Annotated in this window: 21 protein-coding genes; 17 read left to right on the plus strand and 4 right to left on the minus strand. The window is 68.7% G+C overall.

What is annotated here, in order from left to right; all coding sequences use genetic code 11:
- Window positions 1-34: 34 nt before the first annotated feature.
- Complete coding sequence (locus AB6807_RS08305) at window positions 35-487, minus strand: nuclear transport factor 2 family protein (protein ID WP_081266065.1); 453 nt, start codon at window positions 485-487, stop codon at window positions 35-37.
- 217 nt (window positions 488-704) lie between these two features.
- Between AB6807_RS08305 and rutA the strand changes: the two genes are divergently transcribed.
- Genes rutA through rutF form a run of 6 tightly spaced genes read left to right on the plus strand, consistent with a single transcriptional unit; the run spans window position 705 to window position 5,086 of the window.
- On the plus strand, window positions 705-1,823 hold the full coding sequence (rutA, locus tag AB6807_RS08310) for a pyrimidine utilization protein A (RefSeq protein WP_371084215.1): 1,119 nt from the start codon (window positions 705-707) through the stop codon (window positions 1,821-1,823).
- 34 nt (window positions 1,824-1,857) lie between these two features.
- Window positions 1,858-2,676: a pyrimidine utilization protein B gene (gene rutB, locus AB6807_RS08315; RefSeq protein ID WP_371084216.1), complete on the plus strand. Its 819-nt coding sequence runs from the start codon at window positions 1,858-1,860 to the stop codon at window positions 2,674-2,676.
- Between the two features lie 22 nt (window positions 2,677-2,698).
- On the plus strand, window positions 2,699-3,091 hold the full coding sequence (gene rutC, locus AB6807_RS08320) for a pyrimidine utilization protein C (RefSeq protein WP_371084217.1): 393 nt from the start codon (window positions 2,699-2,701) through the stop codon (window positions 3,089-3,091).
- A 5-nt stretch (window positions 3,092-3,096) separates the two neighbouring features.
- A complete protein-coding gene (gene rutD, locus AB6807_RS08325) occupies window positions 3,097-3,921 on the plus strand; it encodes a pyrimidine utilization protein D (protein WP_371084218.1) in 825 nt (274 codons plus the stop codon).
- Window positions 3,918-4,523 carry a malonic semialdehyde reductase gene (locus AB6807_RS08330; protein ID WP_371084219.1) on the plus strand — a complete coding sequence of 202 codons (606 nt, stop codon included), beginning with the start codon at window positions 3,918-3,920 and terminating at the stop codon, window positions 4,521-4,523. Before rutD ends, AB6807_RS08330 begins: the two co-directional genes overlap by 4 nt.
- A gap of 14 nt (window positions 4,524-4,537) precedes the next feature.
- Window positions 4,538-5,086 carry an NADH-dependent FMN reductase RutF gene (gene rutF, locus AB6807_RS08335; protein ID WP_371084220.1) on the plus strand — a complete coding sequence of 183 codons (549 nt, stop codon included), beginning with the start codon at window positions 4,538-4,540 and terminating at the stop codon, window positions 5,084-5,086.
- A gap of 248 nt (window positions 5,087-5,334) precedes the next feature.
- Here rutF and rutR read toward each other — a convergent pair whose 3' ends face one another.
- Window positions 5,335-6,060 carry an HTH-type transcriptional regulator RutR gene (gene rutR / locus AB6807_RS08340; RefSeq protein WP_116913508.1) on the minus strand — a complete coding sequence of 242 codons (726 nt, stop codon included), beginning with the start codon at window positions 6,058-6,060 and terminating at the stop codon, window positions 5,335-5,337.
- Window positions 6,061-6,268: 208 nt separating this feature from the next.
- Here rutR and AB6807_RS08345 point away from each other — a divergent pair, with 208 nt between their 5' ends.
- From AB6807_RS08345 to AB6807_RS08375, 7 genes are all read left to right on the plus strand, one after another.
- Complete coding sequence (locus tag AB6807_RS08345; protein ID WP_371084221.1) at window positions 6,269-7,270, plus strand: isopenicillin N synthase family dioxygenase; 1,002 nt, start codon at window positions 6,269-6,271, stop codon at window positions 7,268-7,270.
- Window positions 7,271-7,386: 116 nt separating this feature from the next.
- Complete coding sequence (locus AB6807_RS08350; RefSeq protein WP_116913509.1) at window positions 7,387-7,773, plus strand: VOC family protein; 387 nt, start codon at window positions 7,387-7,389, stop codon at window positions 7,771-7,773.
- Window positions 7,774-7,845: 72 nt separating this feature from the next.
- A complete protein-coding gene (locus AB6807_RS08355) occupies window positions 7,846-8,952 on the plus strand; it encodes a BMP family ABC transporter substrate-binding protein (RefSeq protein WP_116913510.1) in 1,107 nt (368 codons plus the stop codon).
- A gap of 39 nt (window positions 8,953-8,991) precedes the next feature.
- A complete protein-coding gene (locus tag AB6807_RS08360) occupies window positions 8,992-10,518 on the plus strand; it encodes an ABC transporter ATP-binding protein (protein WP_371084222.1) in 1,527 nt (508 codons plus the stop codon).
- 97 nt (window positions 10,519-10,615) lie between these two features.
- Window positions 10,616-11,704 (plus strand): ABC transporter permease, encoded by a 1,089-nt coding sequence (locus tag AB6807_RS08365; protein WP_371084223.1) that lies wholly within the window; start codon window positions 10,616-10,618, stop codon window positions 11,702-11,704.
- Window positions 11,701-12,633, plus strand: coding sequence for an ABC transporter permease (locus AB6807_RS08370; protein WP_371084224.1), 933 nt, complete (start codon window positions 11,701-11,703; stop codon window positions 12,631-12,633). The genes AB6807_RS08365 and AB6807_RS08370 overlap by 4 nt, the downstream gene beginning before the upstream one ends.
- Window positions 12,634-12,638: 5 nt before the next feature.
- Window positions 12,639-13,313: a cysteine hydrolase family protein gene (locus AB6807_RS08375; protein WP_371084711.1), complete on the plus strand. Its 675-nt coding sequence runs from the start codon at window positions 12,639-12,641 to the stop codon at window positions 13,311-13,313.
- 39 nt (window positions 13,314-13,352) lie between these two features.
- Here AB6807_RS08375 and AB6807_RS08380 read toward each other — a convergent pair whose 3' ends face one another.
- A complete protein-coding gene (locus AB6807_RS08380) occupies window positions 13,353-14,144 on the minus strand; it encodes a hypothetical protein (protein WP_371084225.1) in 792 nt (263 codons plus the stop codon).
- A gap of 151 nt (window positions 14,145-14,295) precedes the next feature.
- Between AB6807_RS08380 and AB6807_RS08385 the strand changes: the two genes are divergently transcribed.
- From AB6807_RS08385 to AB6807_RS08395, 3 genes are read left to right on the plus strand one after another with little or no spacing between them, the layout of a single operon-like run.
- The gene (locus AB6807_RS08385; RefSeq protein WP_207786841.1) at window positions 14,296-14,895 is read left to right on the plus strand and encodes a LemA family protein; all 600 of its coding nucleotides are present in this window, start codon (window positions 14,296-14,298) and stop codon (window positions 14,893-14,895) included.
- 12 nt (window positions 14,896-14,907) lie between these two features.
- Window positions 14,908-15,852: a YgcG family protein gene (locus AB6807_RS08390; RefSeq protein WP_371084226.1), complete on the plus strand. Its 945-nt coding sequence runs from the start codon at window positions 14,908-14,910 to the stop codon at window positions 15,850-15,852.
- Window positions 15,853-15,864: 12 nt separating this feature from the next.
- A complete protein-coding gene (locus tag AB6807_RS08395) occupies window positions 15,865-16,392 on the plus strand; it encodes a TPM domain-containing protein (RefSeq protein ID WP_371084227.1) in 528 nt (175 codons plus the stop codon).
- 136 nt (window positions 16,393-16,528) lie between these two features.
- Here the strand turns inward: AB6807_RS08395 and pdeM are convergent, their stop codons facing one another.
- Window positions 16,529-17,197 (minus strand): ligase-associated DNA damage response endonuclease PdeM, encoded by a 669-nt coding sequence (gene pdeM, locus AB6807_RS08400; protein ID WP_371084228.1) that lies wholly within the window; start codon window positions 17,195-17,197, stop codon window positions 16,529-16,531.
- A gap of 98 nt (window positions 17,198-17,295) precedes the next feature.
- On the opposite strand from pdeM, the gene trxC reads away from it, so the two are divergent.
- A complete protein-coding gene (trxC, locus tag AB6807_RS08405) occupies window positions 17,296-17,760 on the plus strand; it encodes a thioredoxin TrxC (RefSeq protein ID WP_116913517.1) in 465 nt (154 codons plus the stop codon).
- Window positions 17,761-17,762: the final 2 nt, after the last annotated feature.

The following is a 17,762-nucleotide window of genomic DNA, read 5'->3' on the forward strand; positions in this document are numbered from 1 at the left end:
GAAGAAGCAGAGGATGAAGAAACGAAGGACGGCATCAATGCAGGGTCTGGGGCGGGTCGTTCGCGTCGTCGGGCTCGCGCGCGCTGCCGGGGCTGGCATGGTGCGCCACCAGGCGCCAGCCCTGGGCGGTCTTGTGATAGACGTTGGTGGCCAGCACGAAGGCGTGGCGCGGGCCTTCGGCGGTGAGCACCTCGATGCGCTCCAGCACGTTGTGCACGGCGCTGGCGAGCGACTCGATCTTGCGCACCCGCGCCGGCGTGGCGTGGATGGCGCCGTTGCCGAACATCTGCTCGAAGGCCGCGCGAATGGCCACGGCGCCCACCAGGCGCGGGCCGCCGGGGTGCACGCAGAACACCTCGTCCTCGTCGGCCCAGCAGGCCATCAGCGCATCGATGTCGCCGCGTTGCAGCGCTTCGTAGAAGGCCGCCTCGACGTCGTCGGCAGTGCCGCCGATGGCCGCGGCGGCGCGGAGTGGGGTCTTGGGCATGGCGTGATTCTGCCGCGCAGACCGTGACGATGGCACTGCACCGCTTTGGCACCTGGCGCACCGCGCCGCCGCAGGCCGAGCCGTTCGTCTGCGCCACTTTGGACCATTTGGTCAAAACCTGGAACTCGAATTCTCCTAAGTGCTTGATTGAAAACGGTTAATTCATCTGGCACGGCACATGCAAGGCATTGCGAAACCCCGCAACAGGAGCCTTTCCATGAACGTCGGCATCTTCATTCCCATCGGCAACAACGGCTGGCTGTTGTCCGAAAACGCCCCGCAGTACAAGCCCAGTTTCGAGCTCAACAAGCAGATCACGCTGAAGGCCGAGCGCTACGGCGTCGACTTCGCGCTGTCCATGATCAAGCTGCGCGGCTTCGGCGGCAAGACCGAGTTCTGGGACCACAACCTGGAGTCGTTCACGCTCATGGCCGGCCTGGCGGCGGTCACCAGCAAGATCAAGCTCTACGCAACGGCCGCCTCGCTGGTGATGCCGCCGGCCATCGTGGCGCGCATGTCGGCCACCATCGACTCCATTTCCAACGGCCGCTTCGGCCTGAACCTGGTCACCGGCTGGCAGCGCCCCGAGTACTCGCAGATGGGCATGTGGCCCGGCGACCAGTTCTTCGGCACGCGCTACGCGTACCTGAGCGAATACATCCAGGTGCTGCGCGACCTGTGGGGCACCGGCCAGTCCGACTTCAAGGGCGAGCACTTCAAGATGGACGACTGCCGCATGAGCCCGCAGCCGCAGGCCGACATGAAGGTGATCTGCGCCGGCCAGAGCGACGCCGGCATGGAGTTCTCCGCCAGGTACGCCGACTACAACTTCTGCTTCGGCAAGGGCGTGAACACGCCCAAGGCCTTCGCGCCCGCCGCCGAGAAGCTCATCGAGGCCACCGCCAAGACCGGCCGCCACGTGACCACCTACGTGCTGATGATGGTGATTGCCGACGAAAGCGACGAAGCCGCGCGCGCCAAGTGGGAGCACTACAAGGCCGGCGCCGACCACGAGGCCATCGCGTGGCTGGGCCAGCAGGGCGCGGCCGACACCAGGTCGGGCGCCGACACCAACGTGCGCCAGATGGCCGACCCGACCTCGGCCGTGAACATCAACATGGGCACGCTCGTGGGCTCCTACGCGAGCGTCGCGCGCATGCTCGACGAGGTGGCCGAAGTGCCCGGCACCGAAGGCGTGCTGCTGACCTTCGACGACTTCGTGCAGGGCGTGGAAGCCTTCGGCGAGCGCATCCAGCCGCTCATGAAGAGCCGCGCGCATGTGCAGAGCCCGGTGCCTTCGCAGGTCGCGCCCGAGCCCGAACGCCTCGCGGCCTGAGCCATCGCAATCCAGGATCGATCCAGGAACGAGCATGAACGCACCCGCACGAAACACCACCCTCACCTCCACCACGCCCGTCGGCGCACCGCGCCTGCCCGGGGCGCCCGCGCCGCTCGTGCTGCCCGCGCGGCCCGAGCCGCTGGCGCTGCACGCCACCGACTCGGCCCTGGTCGTGGTCGACATGCAGAACGCCTATGCCTCGCTGGGCGGCTACGTCGACTCGGCCGGCTTCGACATCTCCGGCGCGCAGGGCACCATCGAAGGCATCGTGCGCGCCATTGCCGCGGCGCGCGCTGCCGGCATGCTGGTCGTGTTCCTGCAGAACGGCTGGGACGCGGCGTACGTGGAAGCCGGCGGCCCCGGCTCGCCCAACTGGCACAAGTCGAACGCACTGAAGACCATGCGCGCCAAGCCCGAGCTGCAGGGCAGGTTCCTCGCCAAGGGCGGCTGGGACTACGAACTCATCGAGCAGATGAAGCCGCAGGCCGGCGACATCGTCGTGCCCAAGACGCGCTACAGCGGCTTCTTCAACAGCACGCTCGACAGCACGCTGCGCGCGCGCGGCATCCGCCACCTGGTGTTCACCGGCATTGCCACCAACGTGTGCGTGGAGTCGACGCTGCGCGATGCCTTCCACCTCGAGTACTTCGCGGTAATGCTTGAAGACGCCACGCACGAGCTCGGCGGGGCCGCCATCCAGAAGGCCTCGGTCTACAACGTGGAGACCTTCTTCGGATGGGTCTCCACCGTGCAGCAGTTCTGCAGCACCTTCGCGCCTGGCGTTGAACCTGAACCCGCCATCGCACAGTCCGCCCCGGCGCAAACGAGCGCCGAAGCCGCCACCGCCTGATTCTTTCCAAGGAGCCTTCCTCATGCCCAAGCAAGCCATCATTCCGCCGGGCACCGGCGTTCCCCTCGCTCCCTACGTGCCCGGCACGCTCGCCGATGGCGTGCTCTACGTGTCGGGCACGCTGCCCTTCGACAAGGACAACAACGTGGTGCACGTCGGCGACGCCGCCGCGCAGGCGCGCCACGTGCTCACCACCATCCAGGGCGTGGTCGAGGCCGCCGGCGGCACCATGGACGACGTCACGTTCAACCAGATCATGATCAAGGACTGGGCCGACTACGCGAAGATCAACACCGTGTACGCCGAGTTCTTTCCCGGCACCAAGCCCGCGCGCTTCTGCATCCAGTGCGGCCTGGTGAAACCCGACGCGCTGGTCGAGATCGCCTCGATCGCGCACGTGGGCAAGAAGGCCTGAGCCGAATGACGCGAACCACGTCTTTGCACTTTGAGGTGCACGGCCCCTCCGATGCGGCTGCCTCCGTGCTGCTGTCGTCGGGCCTCGGCGGCTCGGCCGGGTTCTGGCAGCCGCAGCTGGGCGCGCTGATTGCCGCGGGCCACCGCGTGATCGCGTACGACCAGCGCGCCACCGGCCGCAGCCCCGGCACGCTGCCCGACGCCTACGCCATCGCGGACATGGCGAACGACGTGCGCGAGATTCTCGATGCCACGAAGACCGCGCGCTGCCACTTCGCGGGCCATGCGCTGGGCGGCCTCGTCGGGCTGCAGCTGGCGCTCGACACGCCCGAGCGCATCGCCAGCCTGGTGCTCGTCAACGCGTGGTCCAGGCCCAACCCGCATTCGGCGCGCTGCTTCGATGCGCGGCTCGCGCTGCTGGGCGCCGTCGGCCCGCGCGCGTACGTGGAGGCGCAGCCCATCTTCCTGTACCCCGCCGCGTGGTGCGCCGCGCATGCCAAGCGCGTGGCCGACGAGGTCGACCATGCCTTCGCCCACTTCCCCGGCGAGCACACCATGCGCACGCGCATCGCCGCGCTGCGCGCCTTCGACATCGACGCGCGCCTGCGCGACATCGCCGCGCCCACCCTGGTGGCCGCCGCGAAAGACGACGTGCTCGTGCCCTGGACCTGCTCGCTGCGCCTGGCCGACGGCCTGCCCAACGCCACGCTCAACCTCATGGCGCACGGCGGCCACGCCCACAGCGTGACCGAGGCCGATGCCTTCAACAGCACCCTGCTGGCCTTTCTTTCGCGGGCCAGCGCGCCCGCCACATCCACCGTTGCCGCATGACCACCACCGCCACTCTTTCCACGCTCGACGACGCGGCGCTGTCGCTGCTGTTCACCGCCGCGCGCAGCCACAACGGCTGGACCGACGAACCCGTCACCGACGCGCAGCTGCAGCAGATCTACGCGCTCGCGAGCCTCGGGCCCACGTCGGCCAACTGCTCGCCCGCGCGCTTCGTGTTCGTGCGCACGCCAGAGGGCAAGGAACGCCTCGCGCCCGCGCTCTCCAAGGGCAACCTCGAGAAGACCCTGAGCGCGCCCGTCACCGTCATCGCCGCGTGGGACCGCAAGTTCTACGACAAGCTGCCCACGCTGTTCCCGCATGCCGATGCGCGCAGCTGGTTCACCGGCAGCCCCGAGGCCGCGCACGAGACCGCGTTTCGCAACGCCAGCCTGCAGGCCGGCTACCTGTTGCTGGCCGCGCGCGCGGTGGGCCTGGACGCGGGGCCGATGTCGGGCTTCGACAAGGCGAAGGTCGACGCCGCCTTCTTCGAAGGCACCGACTGGACCGTCAACTTCCTCATCAACCTGGGCCACGGCGACGCGTCGAAGGTGTTCGGGCGCCTGCCGCGCCTGCCTTTCGACGAGGCGTGCGTGCTGGCCTGACGGAGTCATTGCACATGCTGAACGCCATGGTTTCCCACGCTGCTTCACCGAACCCCGCCGGCCTTGCGCAAGGCCTCCCCAAGGCGGACTACCGCAACGCGATGGCACGCCTGGGCGCCGCGGTGAACATCATCACCACCGACGGGCCCGCGGGCCGCGCGGGCTTCACCGCGTCGGCCGTGTGCAGCGTGACCGACGAGCCGCCGACCCTGCTGGTGTGCCTCAACCGGTCGGCGTCGGTGTATCCGGCGTTCAAGGCGAACGGCGTGCTGTGCGTGAACGTGCTGGCGGCGGGACACCAGTCGCTGTCGGCGTTGTTCGGCGGCAAGACGCCGATGGACGAACGCTTCGCAGCGGGGCAATGGAGCCGCAAGACCACGGGCTCGCCGATGCTCGACGACGCGGCCGTGTCCTTCGACTGCCGCGTGGTGCATGCGACGAGCGCGGGCACGCACGACGTGCTGTTCTGCGAGGCGGTGGCGATCGCGATCGGCGGCGCGGCGCAGGGGTTGATCTACTTCGATCGGCGGTATCACGAGATAGCGGTGCCGCCGCAGCATTAGCGCGAGCGAGAACGACGCTCCAGTGTTGTCCCCTCTCCCCTTGGGGAGAGGGAGCAATACATCGACGCGCCGCGTTGTCCCCTCTCCCCTTGGGGAGAGGGTTAGGGTGAGGGGGCTGCAGCGCTAGCAAACAGCTGTCGTGGATTCGGTGCCGCAGCCCTCACCCCAGCCCTCTCCCCAAGGGGAGAGGGAGCAAGGCCCGCCGCGGCCTCCGCGTCTTCTCTCCCGCCTCGGAGAGGGAGCAAAACTCAACGCGGCGTGATCCCCTGCAGCACGATCTGCTGCACGTTCTCCACCGTCCGCTCGAAGAACGCTTCATCGTCCAGCGTGTGCCCCGACAGCGCCTGCACCTGCACGCCGAAATCCGCGTAGTGCTGCGTGATCGCCCACAGCGCGTAGATCAGGTGCTGCGGGTCCACCGGCGCGAGCTTGCCCGCCGCCACCCACGCCGCGATCACCTCCGACTTGCGCTCCACCAGCGTTCGCAGCTCGCGGTCGAGTTCGTCGCGCAGCAGCGGCGCGCCCTGGATCATTTCCAGGCAGAACAGCCGCGACGCATCGGGCCGGTCGCGCGAGATTACGAGCTTGCGGCGGATGTAGCCGCCAATGGCTTCGCTCGGGTCCTGCTCCTCGCTGAAGCCGCGCAGCGGCTCCAGCCACAGCGCGAGCAGGTCGCGCAGCACGTTGACGTACAGCTCCTCCTTGTTCGCGAAGTAATAGAGCAGGTTGCTCTTGGACACATCGGCGCGCGCCGCCACCTGGTCGATCGACGTGCCATGCAGGCCGAAGCGCGAGAACAACCCCAGCGCCGCACCGAGGATGGCGCTGCGCTTGTCCTCGATCTGGCGCAGCCGACGGCTCACCGCCGACGCGCTGCGCACCGCGGGCTTCGCACGCTGGCGCGGGCCTTCCTTGCTGGCTTCCTTGCCGGCTTTTTTGCTGATGTTCGCAACCAGCGCCTTGGTCTTCGGCATCTTCCCTCGCTCTCTCTTCTGTCTTCGGTTTCGTACTGCGCACCACTGTAAGGCCGCGGTGCATCGCCTTGCGTCATGACGGCCTTCGAAGGCCTGTGCGAAGGCCTCTTCGCGCACCATGCTGACGCGGCCATCGCGATTTGTCCATTTGGTCCAACTGGCACAGACGTTGCATGGCGAAAGGCATGCCAAGCATGAGGAACTCGCCATGACATTGCTGTCCGTCCCCATCATCGATCTCGCGCCCTACTTCGCCGGCACGGCCGAGGGCAAGGCGGAGGTCGCGAAGAAAGTCGATGAAGCCTGTCGCAGCATCGGCTTCCTGGTCATCACCAACCACGGCATCGCGCCCGAGCTGATCGCGAGCGTGTCGTCGCTCTCGCGCACCTTCTTCGACATGCCGCTCGCCGAGAAGCGCAAGGTCGACCGGCCGCGCGAAGACGCGGTGCGCGGCTACAGCGCGGTGGGCGAAGAAGGCCTCTCGTACAGCCTGGAAGAAGCGGCACCGGGCGACCTGAAGGAGTCGTTCTCCATCGGCCCGTCGAACGTGCCGGACGACGACTACCACCGCGGCCCCGCGGCGGGCCCGCACTTCGAGCCCAACAGCTGGCCGCCCATCGACGGCTTCCGCGAAGCGTACGAAGGCTACTTCGGGGCCATGAGCGATCTCTCGCGCTCGCTCATGCGCATCTTCGCGCTCGGCCTGTCGCTGCCCGAGAAATTCTTCGACGACAAGATCGACGAGCACATCAGCATGTTCCGCGTGCTGAGCTATCCGCCGCAGCGCGAACAGCCGCTGCCGGGCCAGTTGCGTGCGGGCGCGCACAGCGACTACGGCAGCCTGACCATCGTGCTGCCCGACGACAAGGGCCTGCAGGTGTTCAACAAGGCCGGCCAGTGGGTCGACGTGCCGCAGGTCGAAGGCGGGCTGGTGGTCAACATCGCCGACCTGATGATGCAGTGGACCAACGACCAGTGGGTGTCCACGCTGCACCGCGTGATCAACCCGCCGTTCGAAGTGGCGAGCACCAACCGCCGCCAGTCGCTGGTGTTCTTCCACCAGCCCAACTACGACGCCATGGTCGAGTGCCTGCCGAGCTGTCTGGCACCGGGCGAGAGCGCCAAGTACGCGCCGATTTCCTCGGGCGACCACCTGACGTCCAAGTTCGTCAAGCAGACGACCTTCGGTGGGACCAAGGTGTCGGCCTGAGCGATGTCTTGCATTTCTGTTCGTGGTGATCGCTATGCAGCGCAGTCGTTGATCCCGGATCACTCGCCCTGAACAGCAGCACAAGAAACACCAGCAACGAACAGCACAACACCGACATGGCCCACCTCTCCTACGTCAACGTCTTCGCCAAGGACGTGGTCGCGCTCAGCGGCTTCTACCAACGCGTGTTCGATTTCAAAGAGATCGAAGCGATCCGCTCGCCCATCTTCCGCGGGCTGGACACCGGCAAATCGAGCCTCGGCTTCAACGCCCTCGATGCCTACGAGCTCCTGCACCTCGCCGAGTTCTCCGACACGCGCGGCGTGAAGTTCCTGCTGAACATCGATGTCGACAGCCAGGCCGATGTCGACCGCATGGTGCCCGTCGCGCTCGAAGCCGGCGCCACGCTCATCAAGCCGCCGTACGTCACTTACTACAACTGGTACCAGTCGGTGCTGCTCGACCCCGAAGGCAATGTGTTCCGCATCAATTTCATGATGTAGCGCGCACCGCGTTCCCTTCTTCTTTTTTCCGTTGCTCTCCCTCCTTCAAAGCCTCTACTCAAAGGTAGTTCCATGCAGTTGCGCACCCTCACTCCAGGCCTGGGCCTCGCGATGACCATCGCAGCCGGCGGCGCGGTCTTCACGACGCTGCCCGCCGCGGCCGCCGACGGCTTCACGCTGAAAGACAAGCCGAAGATCGCGATGCTCTACTTCGGCCCGAAGAACGACGGCGGCTGGACGCAGGCCTTCGACGAAGCGCGCGTGAAGATCGAGAAGGAAATCGGCCAGAAGATCCAGTTCGTCGAGAACGTGCCCGAAGACGCCTCGGCCATCAAGCCGGCGGCCGAGAAGTTCATCCAGCGCGGGGCCAACATCGTCATCGGCACCGCCTTCGGCTACTCCGACAGCTTCAAGGACCTGGCCGCCAAATACCCCGACGTGGCCTTCCTCAACGGCTCGGGCACCACCAACGGCACCAACCTCGAATCTTTCTACGGCCGCACCTACGAGAGCCAGTACCTCTGCGGCATGGCCGCGGGCGCGGCGTCGAAGACCGGCAAGCTCGGCTTCGTCGCGGCCAACCCCTTCGGCGTGGTGAACTGGACCATCAACGCCTTCGCGCTCGGCGCGCAGAAGATGAACCCCAACGCCACCGTCAACGTGATCTACACCGGCGCGTGGAACGACCCCGTGAAGGAGCGCGCCGCCGCGGCCGCGCTGATCGACCAGGGCGCAGACGTCATCGGCCAGCACGTGGACAGCCCCACCCCGCAGATCGTTGCGCAGGAGCGCGGCGTGTACGGCACCGGCCACCACCGCGACCTGCGCCAGTTCGCGCCCAAGGCCACGCTGTGCTCCTCGGTGTGGGTGTGGGACAAGTTCCTCACGCCGGAGCTGAAGAAGGTGATGGCCGGCGGCTGGAAGCCCGCGCAATACGGCGCCTTCATCGAGATGAAGGACGGCGGCACCGACATCGCGGGCTTCGGCCCCGCCGTGCCCAAGGACAAGGCCGCGGCCATCACCGCCGAGCGCGACGCGATCATGAAGGGCAAGCAGATCTATGCCGGCCCGCTGGCCGACCGCGACGGCAAGGAGCGCGTGGCCAAGGGCGCGGTGCTGTCCGATGCGGACCTGTGGAAGATGGACTGGTTCGTCAAGGGCGTGGTCACGCAGAAGTAAGCGGAAGCCATTCAGAAGAAACCGCTGCCTGACGACACCATGCCCAACGCGCTCGAACTCACCGGCATCCGCAAGTCCTTCGACGGCTTCGCGGCACTGGCCGACGCCCACTTCGCCGCGCGATGGGGCGAGGTGCACGCCCTGCTGGGCGAGAACGGCGCGGGCAAGTCGTCGCTGATGAACATCGCGGCCGGGCTCTATGCGCCCGAGGCCGGGCAGCTGCTGGTGGACGACAACGCGGTGCGCTTTGCCGGACCGCGCGACGCCGCGAAGCACCGCATCGGCATGGTCCACCAGCATTTCAAGCTGGTGCGACCGTTCACGGTGGCGCAGAACATCCTGCTCACCGCGCCGCCGCCGGCGGAGTTCCAGAGCCACGGCGAACGGCTGCGCGAGATGGCGCGCGACATCCGCAACAAGGCGTCGGAGCTGGGCTTCGACATCGATCCGTCGAAGCGCGTCGATGCGCTGTCGATTGCCGAACAGCAGCGCGTAGAGATCCTGAAGGTGCTGCTCGCGGGTGCGCGCATCCTCATCCTCGACGAGCCCACCGCCGTGCTCACCGACCAGGAGGCCGCGCGCCTGCTGCAGACCGTGCAGGGCCTGGCGCGCGCCGGCGCCGCCGTGGTGCTGGTCACGCACAAGATGGCCGACGTGAAGACCTACGCCGACCGCGTGACGGTGATGCGCGGCGGCCGCACGGTGGCCACGCTGCAGCCGCGCGATGCGTCGGTCGCCGAGCTGGTGAAGCTCACCGTGGGCGAGTCGATTGCGGCGCAAACCTTCCAGCCCTCTGCCACCGCGCGTGGCGGGGTGCGGCTGTCGGTGCGGGGGCTGCGCACGGCGGCCTCGCCCGAAGGCCGGCGCGTGCTCGACGGCGTCGACCTCGAGCTGCACGCCGGAGAAATCTACGGGCTGGCCGGCGTAGGCGGCAACGGGCAAGGCGAGCTCGCGGGCGCGATCATGGGCCTGCCGGGCGAAGCCACCGAAGGCGCCATTCACTTCGAAGGCCACGGCGACCTGAAGACCTTGCCTGCCGCGCAGCGCCGCGGCATCGGCATTGCCGCCATTCCGGCCGACCGCTACGGGCTCGCGCTCGCGGGTGGCCTCTCGGTCGCGGAGAACTACGCCATCGGCCGCGTGCACACCGGGCGCTACGGCCCCGTGTGGCGCCTGCGCCGGGGGCGCATCCAGAGCGACACGCAGGAAGCCGTGCGCGCCTTCGACGTGCAGGGCGTGCGCTCGGTGTCGCAGAAGGCCGCGCTGCTCTCGGGCGGCAACGCGCAGAAGCTGGTGCTGGCGCGCGAGTTCGGCAAGTCGCCCACGCTGGTGCTGGCGCACAGCCCGAGCCGCGGGCTCGACGTGCGCGCCAGCGCCGAGGTGCATGCGCGCCTGCGCGCCGCGCGCGACGGCGGCGCCGCGGTGCTGCTGATCAGCGAAGACCTCGACGAAGTGCTGCAGCTGGCCGACCGCGTGGGCGTGATGACGCGCGGGCGCATCGCCGGTGAATTCGCACAGCCGGCCGACCGGCAGGCCATTGGACAGGCGATGGTCGACCATGGCTGAAGCATCCCTCCCGGCCGACATGGCACACGCACCCAAGACCCCCGCGCCTCTCAAAACCGCACCCCTCGCTCCCGTTGCGCATGGAGGGCCGCGCGCCATGCAACCGCTGGCGCGCCGCCGCTACGCGCTGGAGATCCGCCAGCACATGGCGTGGCGCTGGCAGGCGCTGATCCTCGCGGTGGCGTTGCTGGTCGGCTTCGCCATTTCCGCGGCCATCCTCGTGGCCGCGGGCGTGCCGGCCGACGAACTGGCCAACGAGTTCGTCACGCAGACCTTCTTCGACGGGCAGAACTTTCGCGCCGTGCTGTTCCAGGCCGCGCCGATGATCCTGGTCGGCCTGGCGGGCTGCATCGCGTTTCGCGCGCGCTTCTGGAACCTGGGACTGGAAGGCCAGATGGTGTGGGGCGCCATCGGCGCGACCGCCGTGTCGATGTGGCAAGTGGGCCCCGAGCACCTGCGCCTGCCGCTGATGTTCGTCACCGCCGTGGGCTGCGGCCTGCTGTGGGTGTGGGGCCCGGCGTGGCTCAAGCTGAAGCTCGGCGTGAACGAGATCATCTCGACGCTGATGCTCAACTACATGGCCGCCAACTTCCTGCTGCACCTGGTGTACGGCAGCTGGAAAGACCCGAAGGACAACTTTCCGTACTCGCCGCAGTTCCGCGCGTTCGAGCGGCTGCCCGAACTGGGCGGCGGCGTGGGCAGCGCGATCCTGCTGGCGGGCATCGTCGCGCTGCTGGCGTGGTGGCTGGTGAGCGTGAGCCGCGCGGGGCTGTACCTGCGCTTCGTCGATGCGAACCCGCGCGTGGCGCATGCCAACGGCGTGCCGGTGCGCCGGACCATCTACGGTGCCGTGCTGCTGTCGGGCGCGATGGCGGGGCTGGCGGGCTTCGCGGTGGTGGCGGGGCAGGAGGGGCGGCTCACGCAGGCCTTCTACCAGGGCTACGGCTTCTCGGGCATCCTCATCGCCTTCCTGGCGCGCAACAACCCGCTGGCGGCCACGGTGGTGGCGCTGCTGGTGGCGGCGCTGTTCGTGACCGGGCGCAGCCTGCAGGTGTTCTACCAGGTGCCGTTCTCGATGGTGCAGCTCATCCAGGCCATCATCGTGGTGTGCGTGGCGTCGAGCGACTTCTTCATTCGCCACCGGCTGCGCCGCGTGGGTGGTGTCGGCGGGGAGGCCGCGGCATGAACGGCGGCGTCATCCTGAACTGGCTCGCGAGCACGCCCGATTTCGCGGTGCCCTACGCGCTGGCGGCGCTCGGCCTCATCGTCTGCGAGCGCGCGGGCGTGCTGTCGCTGGGCGCCGAAGGGCTGATGCTGGTCGGCGCGCTGGCGGGCATCGGCGCGCAGATCGCCATCGGCCAGCCGGCGGTGTCGCTGGTGCTGGCCATGCTGGCGGCCAGCTTGGTGTCGGTGCTGTTCGCGGTGATGGTGATCTGGCTGCGCGTGAACCAGGTGATTGCCGGGCTCGCGCTGGTGTTCTTCTGCCAGGGCCTCACCTCGCTGGTCGGCTCCATGGCCGACTGGACCAACCACGCCACCGGCGGCATCGGCGCGATGGCGCTGTGGCCGCTGTCGATGCTGCCGGGCGTGGGCAAGCTCTTTGCGCAGAACGCGATGGTGTGGCTCACGCTGCCGATCTTCGGCGCGGTGGCCTGGTTCTTCGCGCGCACCTCCACCGGGCTGCGGCTGCGCGCCGTGGGCGAGAACCCGCAGGCCGCGGACGCGGCGGGCATCAACGTGACGGCGTGGCGCTTTGCCGCGGTGCTGGCCGGCTCGGCGCTGGTGGGCCTGGCGGGCGCCTACATCTCGGTGGTCAGCACCAAGCTGTGGATCGCCGGCATGACCGGCGGGCGCGGCTGGATCGCGGTGGGCCTGGTGATCTTCGCGCGCTGGTCGCCCTGGAAGGCGCTGGTGGGCGCGGTGCTGTTCGGCTGCATCGAGGCGCTGATTCCGCAGCTGGCCGCCGCCGGCGTGCAGCTGCCGCAGTACTTCGTGATGATGACGCCCTACGCGGTCACGCTGGGCGTGATGGTGTGGGTGGCGCTGTCGCGGCGCGGTGCCGACGAAGAGCCCGGCGCGCTGGGCCAACCCTATGTGCGCGAGGAACGCAGATGAACCCGATCAAGGCCTGGGTCTACAACGAGCAACGCGAGCTCGACGCCGCGCAGTTCGCCGACTACCTGAACCCCGCCACCACCGCGGTCGTGTCCATCGACATGCACCGCGGCCACCTCGACGACGACCCCGACTGCCCCTGCCCCGCGCCCCGTGCGCGCGACGTGGTGGCGCCCATCGACAGCTTTCACGACGAGGTACGCGCGCTGGGCGTGCGCATCGTGCACGTCAAGTCGGTGCTGCGGCCCGGCGGGGAAGACGACACGCGCGGCATTCCGGCGGCGTGGCGGCGCACCTTTCCGCTGCACGTGGGCGAGATTCCCAATGCCGACGCGCATGCGCTCGAAGGCTCGAAATGGACCGAGTGGGTCACGCGCGTGGAGCCTGGCGACATGCGCGTGGACACCAAGCGCAGGCTGTCGGCGTTCTACCCGACCGACCTCGACTTTCTGCTGCGCAACCAGCGCATCGAGACCGTGGTGCTCGACGGCGGCTTCACCGACTGCTGCGTGCTCAACACCGCCTTCGACGCCAACAACCACAACTACCGCGTGATCGTGCTGCGCGACCTGGTGCGCGGCACCGACGCGCACCTGGAAGGCGCGGCGCTGGCGATGGTGTCGCTGCACCTGGGACTGGTGCTGGACTCCCAAGAGCTGCTGCGCCAGTGGCGCAAGTGAAATGCCCGCTGGAATGCGCGGCGAAGCGCTGACGGCCCGCTAGCCCGGCAGGCCCAGCCAGCGCGCGGCCACGCCCTGCATGTCGCCTTGCGCGGCCTGCCACACCAGTTCGGGCGCGGCCACGTGCACGCCCGGCGGCGCGATGCGCAGCGCCAGGTCGACCAGCTCGGCCACCTTCGACGCGCGCACCGGCTGTTCGCTGCTGGGCACCATGAAGCGCACGACCGACAGCATCCACGCGGCCAGCCGCTCCAGCGGGTTGGCGAAGCTGGGGTTCACCGGCTTGCGCGCCGAGCGCACCAGGATCACGCGCTCGAAGCCGCAGGCCACCACCGCCTGCTCGTCGAGGCTCGCGAGCCCGCGCTTCAGCGACTCGGGCAGCCGGCCCTGGTCGTGCGGCTGCACGATGGCCAGCGTCTGCACGCCGCAGGCTCGCAGCCAGCGCGCGAGCGCGGGCAGCTCGGCGGGGTCGGGCATCCACAGCGCGCGTTCGCGGTCGTGGTACAGCCGTGGCGGGTCGAAGGCGACGATGGCGGTGTGGGCAGAGGTGAGCGGCCATTGCGCGATGGGCAGCGCCGGGCTCAGGCAGGTCTCCACGCCGCGCAGCCCGTCGCGCATCGGCTCGCGCGCCAGCACGCGGGTGTGCGCATGGCGGTGGCTGCCAGCCAGCCGCCGCAGCAGCTCGGCGCCCAGCGCGCCGGTGGCCCCCGCGATCAGCAGCGTGCCGAAGGCCGTGGAAGCGGCGGGTGCTGCCGGACGGTGGGCGGCCTGCAGGGCTTGGAGCGGGCTGATCGAATAAGACGAAGAAGACACCATCGCAGTGGACACCATTGGATTCTTTTCGAAGAACACCATGGACCCGGCTTGCCGGGCCGCAGGTGTTACACCGGCAGGGGGTTGGCCTAGCGACATGAAGTGCGCGAAGCCTGGGGTCGGGCAACGTCCTATGCTACCTTCCGCCTCTTCTGTGGAGGTAATGCAAATGATGATGAAGCGCTGGTTCCTGATTCTTGCGGCGGCCGTGTCGCTGAGCGGCTGCGGCTACAACGACTTCCAGTCGCTCGACGAGGCCAGCAAGTCGGCCTGGAGCGAAGTGCTCAACCAGTACCAGCGCAGGGCCGACCTGGTGCCCAACATCGTCGCCACCGTGAAAGGCGAGGCCAGCTTCGAGCAGGACACGCTCACCAAGGTGATCGAGGCGCGCGCCAAGGCCACCTCGATCACGGTGACGCCCGAGACGCTGAACAACCCCGAGGCCTTCCAGAAGTTCCAGCAGGCGCAGGGCGAGCTGTCTTCCGCGCTGTCGCGGCTGATGGCGGTGTCGGAGCGCTACCCCGACCTGAAGGCCAACCAGGCGTTTCGCGACCTGCGCGTGACGCTGGAAGGCACCGAGAACCGCATCACCGTGGCACGCAACCGCTACATCGAGAGCGTGCAGGAGTACAACGTGCTCGCGCGCAGCTTCCCGACCAACATCACGGCCAAGATCTTCAGCTACGCGCCCAAGCCGAATTTCTCGGTGCAGAACGAGGCGCAGATTTCCACGCCGCCTACCGTCGACTTCAGCGCGCCCAAGAAGTAACAAGCGCAACCGATGGCCGTTGCCTTCCTGTTCCGCCGCGCGGCAGCAGCGCGTTGCTTGGCGCTCTCCGTTGCACTCTTTGTCGCACTCTTCGCCTGCATGGGCCCGGGCGCGCTGGCGCAGGGCCTGCTGCCGATTCCCGCGCTCACCGCGCGCGTGATCGACCAGACCCAGACGCTCGACAGCGCGCAGCGCAACGGCCTGGAGACCAAGCTCGCGGCCTTCGAGCAGCGCAAGGGCTCGCAGATCGTGGTGCTGATGGTGCCGACCACCGCGCCCGAAGACATCGCCAGCTTCACGCAGCGCGTGGGCGACACCTGGAAGATCGGCCGCAAGGGCGTGGGCGACGGCCTGCTGGTGGTGGTGGCCAAGAACGACCGCGCGATGCGCATCGCCACGGCCAAGACGCTGGAAGGCGCGGTGCCCGACCTGGCGGCCAGCCGCATCATCGACGAGGAGATGAAGCCGCGCTTTCGCAACAACGACTTCGCGGGCGGGTTGAATGCCGCGGTGGACCGGCTCATCGGGCTGGTCGACGGCGAGCCGCTGCCGGCGCCGGCAAGCGACACGGGTGAATCGAGCGGCTTCGGCAACGCGGGCATCTTCGGCTTCCTGCAGCACTTCGGCTTGTTCCTGTTCGTGGGCGTGTTCATCGGCGCGCCGATCGTGCGGGCCATCCTGGGCAAGAAGCTGGGCACGGTGGTGGTGGGCGGTGGCGTCGGTGTCGTTGCTTTTCTGATCACGGCCAGCATCGCCATCGCGGTGGTGGCGGGGGTGATCGCGCTCATCGTCACGCTCGTCACGGCCGCGGGGCGCGGGGGCGGTGGTGGTGGCGGCTGGAGTTCGGGCGGCGGCGGGGGCTGGAGCAGCGGCGGCGGCAGCAGTGGCGGCGGCGGGGGTTTCAGCTCGGGTGGCGGCGGCAATTTCGGCGGCGGTGGCGCCTCGGGAAACTGGTGAACAGGTAACACGATGACAACCGACGCAACCCTGTTCACCAAGCTCGGGCGCATCTGGCGCCATCGCTGGATCGACGAATCCGAGGTGCGCCGCGCGCTGCCCGAGGCCGTGATGCAGCGCCTGACCGGCCGCGTGGGCGCGAGCGAGCGGCGCCACAGCGGCGAGATCCGCATCTGCGTCGAGGCGGGCTTGCCGATGTCGTACCTGTGGCGGCATGCCTCGGCGCGCGAGCGCGCGGTGATGCTGTTCGGCAAGCTGCGCGTGTGGGACACGGCGCACAACAACGGCGTGCTCATCTACCTGCTGCTGGCCGAGCACGCGATCGAGATCGTGGCCGACCGCGGGCTCGATTCGCACGTCGACGACGCGGCGTGGGCCGCGATGACGCAGCGCATGAGCGCGGCGTTTCGCGACGGGCGCTTCGAGGACGGACTGACGCAGGCGCTGGAAGAGATCTCGGCCTTGCTGGTGGAACACTTTCCGCTGGGCGAGGGGGAGCTGGATGTGAACGAGTTGCCGGACGAGCCGGTGGTGCTTTGAGGGTTTGAATTGCGCCCTCCCCCGCTGGGGGAGGGTTGGGGTGGGGGCACGACGGCGTCGACGACCACACAGTGCCTCATCGAACGCCGCCTGCCCCCATCCCAGCCTTCCCCCAAAGGGGGAAGGAGCAAGACAGTCAGTCCGCCGCGGGCAGCGCCCACACGGCCGATCCGCCCACCGCATGAAAACGCCGCCCAGGCGCCGCTTCCATCAACCAACCACCCGTGAACTCACCGAAGGCCGGCAGCACGGCCTGCTGCGCATCGCTCACGAAGCACGGCAGGCGCACGCTGTCGCGCCCTGGCCCATACAGCTTGCATGCAGGGTGCAGATGCCCCGCGAGCACGAAGTGCGTGGCATGCGCCTGCGGGTGATGGCAGCACGCGAACGGCCCCAGCAGGTACGGCTCTTCCACCACGTCGATGCGCATCGCCTCGGGCGGATCGCCCGCGCGGCTGTCGTGGTTGCCGCGCACCAGCGTCATGGCGATGTCCGCATGCCGCGCGCGCCAGGCGGACACGGTCGCGAGCACGGTGCGCGCCTGCGCCGCATGCAGGAAGTCGCCGAGAAACACGATGTGCGTCGGCGCGTGCGCGGCGATCAGCGCATCGAGCCGCGCGAGGTTCTCCTGCGTGGTGCCGCCCGGCACCGGCTGGCCCAGCGCGCGGTACGTCGCGGCCTTGCCGAGGTGAAGGTCGGCCAGGAACAGCGTGCGTTGCGCGGGCCACCACAGCGCGCGCTCGGGCAGCAAGTGCAGCTGCTCGCCGGCCCACTGAACAGCGTGCGAAACCCCAGGCGATGCCACGGAAGAAGAGGAAGTGTTCACTGCCCGCCAGTGTCGCAAAACCCGCCCCGCTCGGCGCCCGCCTTGCAATTCGCCCCCGCGGCCCCCAGCTTTTTGGCATGACCGCCGAATCGACCACCGAATCGCCCCCGCTGCACATCGTCTGTCCGCACTGCCATACCACCAACCGCGTGCGCGCGGCGCAGCTGGGCAGCGCGCCCGACTGCGGCAGTTGCCACCGCGCGCTGTTCACCGGGCACTCCACCGCGCTGCCCGACGCGGCCACCTTCGATCGCCACATCGCGCGCAACGACATCCCGGTGCTGGTCGATTTCTGGGCGCCCTGGTGCGGCCCCTGCCGCCAGATGGCGCCGGGCTACGAGCAGGCCGCGGCCCAGCTCGAGCCCCAGGTGCGGCTGGCCAAGGTCGACACCGAGGCCGTGCAGGCGCTGGGCGCGCGCTTCAACATCCGCAGCATTCCGACGCTGGCGCTGTTCCGCGGCGGCCGCGAAGTGGCACGGCAGGCCGGCGCGATGAGCGCGTCGGACATCGTGCGGTGGGTGAAGGCGCACGGCGCGGGCTGAGC

Source organism: Variovorax sp. RCC_210, assembly GCF_041355175.1.
Classification (GTDB): Bacteria; Pseudomonadota; Gammaproteobacteria; order Burkholderiales; family Burkholderiaceae_C; genus Variovorax.

Excerpts from the sequence above, each read along its gene's own strand:
- trxC (WP_116913517.1), top strand. The coding sequence starts at position 17,296 with ATGACCGCCGAATCGACCACCGAATCGCCCCCGCTGCACATCGTCTGT.
- rutC (WP_371084217.1), top strand. The coding sequence starts at position 2,699 with ATGCCCAAGCAAGCCATCATTCCGCCGGGCACCGGCGTTCCCCTCGCT.
- AB6807_RS08390 (WP_371084226.1), top strand. The coding sequence starts at position 14,908 with ATGGCCGTTGCCTTCCTGTTCCGCCGCGCGGCAGCAGCGCGTTGCTTG.
- AB6807_RS08370 (WP_371084224.1), top strand. The coding sequence starts at position 11,701 with ATGAACGGCGGCGTCATCCTGAACTGGCTCGCGAGCACGCCCGATTTC.
- rutR (WP_116913508.1), bottom strand. The coding sequence starts at position 6,060 with ATGCCGAAGACCAAGGCGCTGGTTGCGAACATCAGCAAAAAAGCCGGC.
- AB6807_RS08355 (WP_116913510.1), top strand. The coding sequence starts at position 7,846 with ATGCAGTTGCGCACCCTCACTCCAGGCCTGGGCCTCGCGATGACCATC.
- rutF (WP_371084220.1), top strand. The coding sequence starts at position 4,538 with ATGCTGAACGCCATGGTTTCCCACGCTGCTTCACCGAACCCCGCCGGC.
- AB6807_RS08380 (WP_371084225.1), bottom strand. The coding sequence starts at position 14,144 with ATGGTGTCCACTGCGATGGTGTCTTCTTCGTCTTATTCGATCAGCCCG.
- rutD (WP_371084218.1), top strand. The coding sequence starts at position 3,097 with ATGACGCGAACCACGTCTTTGCACTTTGAGGTGCACGGCCCCTCCGAT.
- AB6807_RS08360 (WP_371084222.1), top strand. The coding sequence starts at position 8,992 with ATGCCCAACGCGCTCGAACTCACCGGCATCCGCAAGTCCTTCGACGGC.
- AB6807_RS08305 (WP_081266065.1), bottom strand. The coding sequence starts at position 487 with ATGCCCAAGACCCCACTCCGCGCCGCCGCGGCCATCGGCGGCACTGCC.
- AB6807_RS08330 (WP_371084219.1), top strand. The coding sequence starts at position 3,918 with ATGACCACCACCGCCACTCTTTCCACGCTCGACGACGCGGCGCTGTCG.
- rutB (WP_371084216.1), top strand. The coding sequence starts at position 1,858 with ATGAACGCACCCGCACGAAACACCACCCTCACCTCCACCACGCCCGTC.
- AB6807_RS08350 (WP_116913509.1), top strand. The coding sequence starts at position 7,387 with ATGGCCCACCTCTCCTACGTCAACGTCTTCGCCAAGGACGTGGTCGCG.
- AB6807_RS08365 (WP_371084223.1), top strand. The coding sequence starts at position 10,616 with ATGCAACCGCTGGCGCGCCGCCGCTACGCGCTGGAGATCCGCCAGCAC.
- rutA (WP_371084215.1), top strand. The coding sequence starts at position 705 with ATGAACGTCGGCATCTTCATTCCCATCGGCAACAACGGCTGGCTGTTG.
- AB6807_RS08345 (WP_371084221.1), top strand. The coding sequence starts at position 6,269 with ATGACATTGCTGTCCGTCCCCATCATCGATCTCGCGCCCTACTTCGCC.
- AB6807_RS08395 (WP_371084227.1), top strand. The coding sequence starts at position 15,865 with ATGACAACCGACGCAACCCTGTTCACCAAGCTCGGGCGCATCTGGCGC.
- AB6807_RS08385 (WP_207786841.1), top strand. The coding sequence starts at position 14,296 with ATGATGATGAAGCGCTGGTTCCTGATTCTTGCGGCGGCCGTGTCGCTG.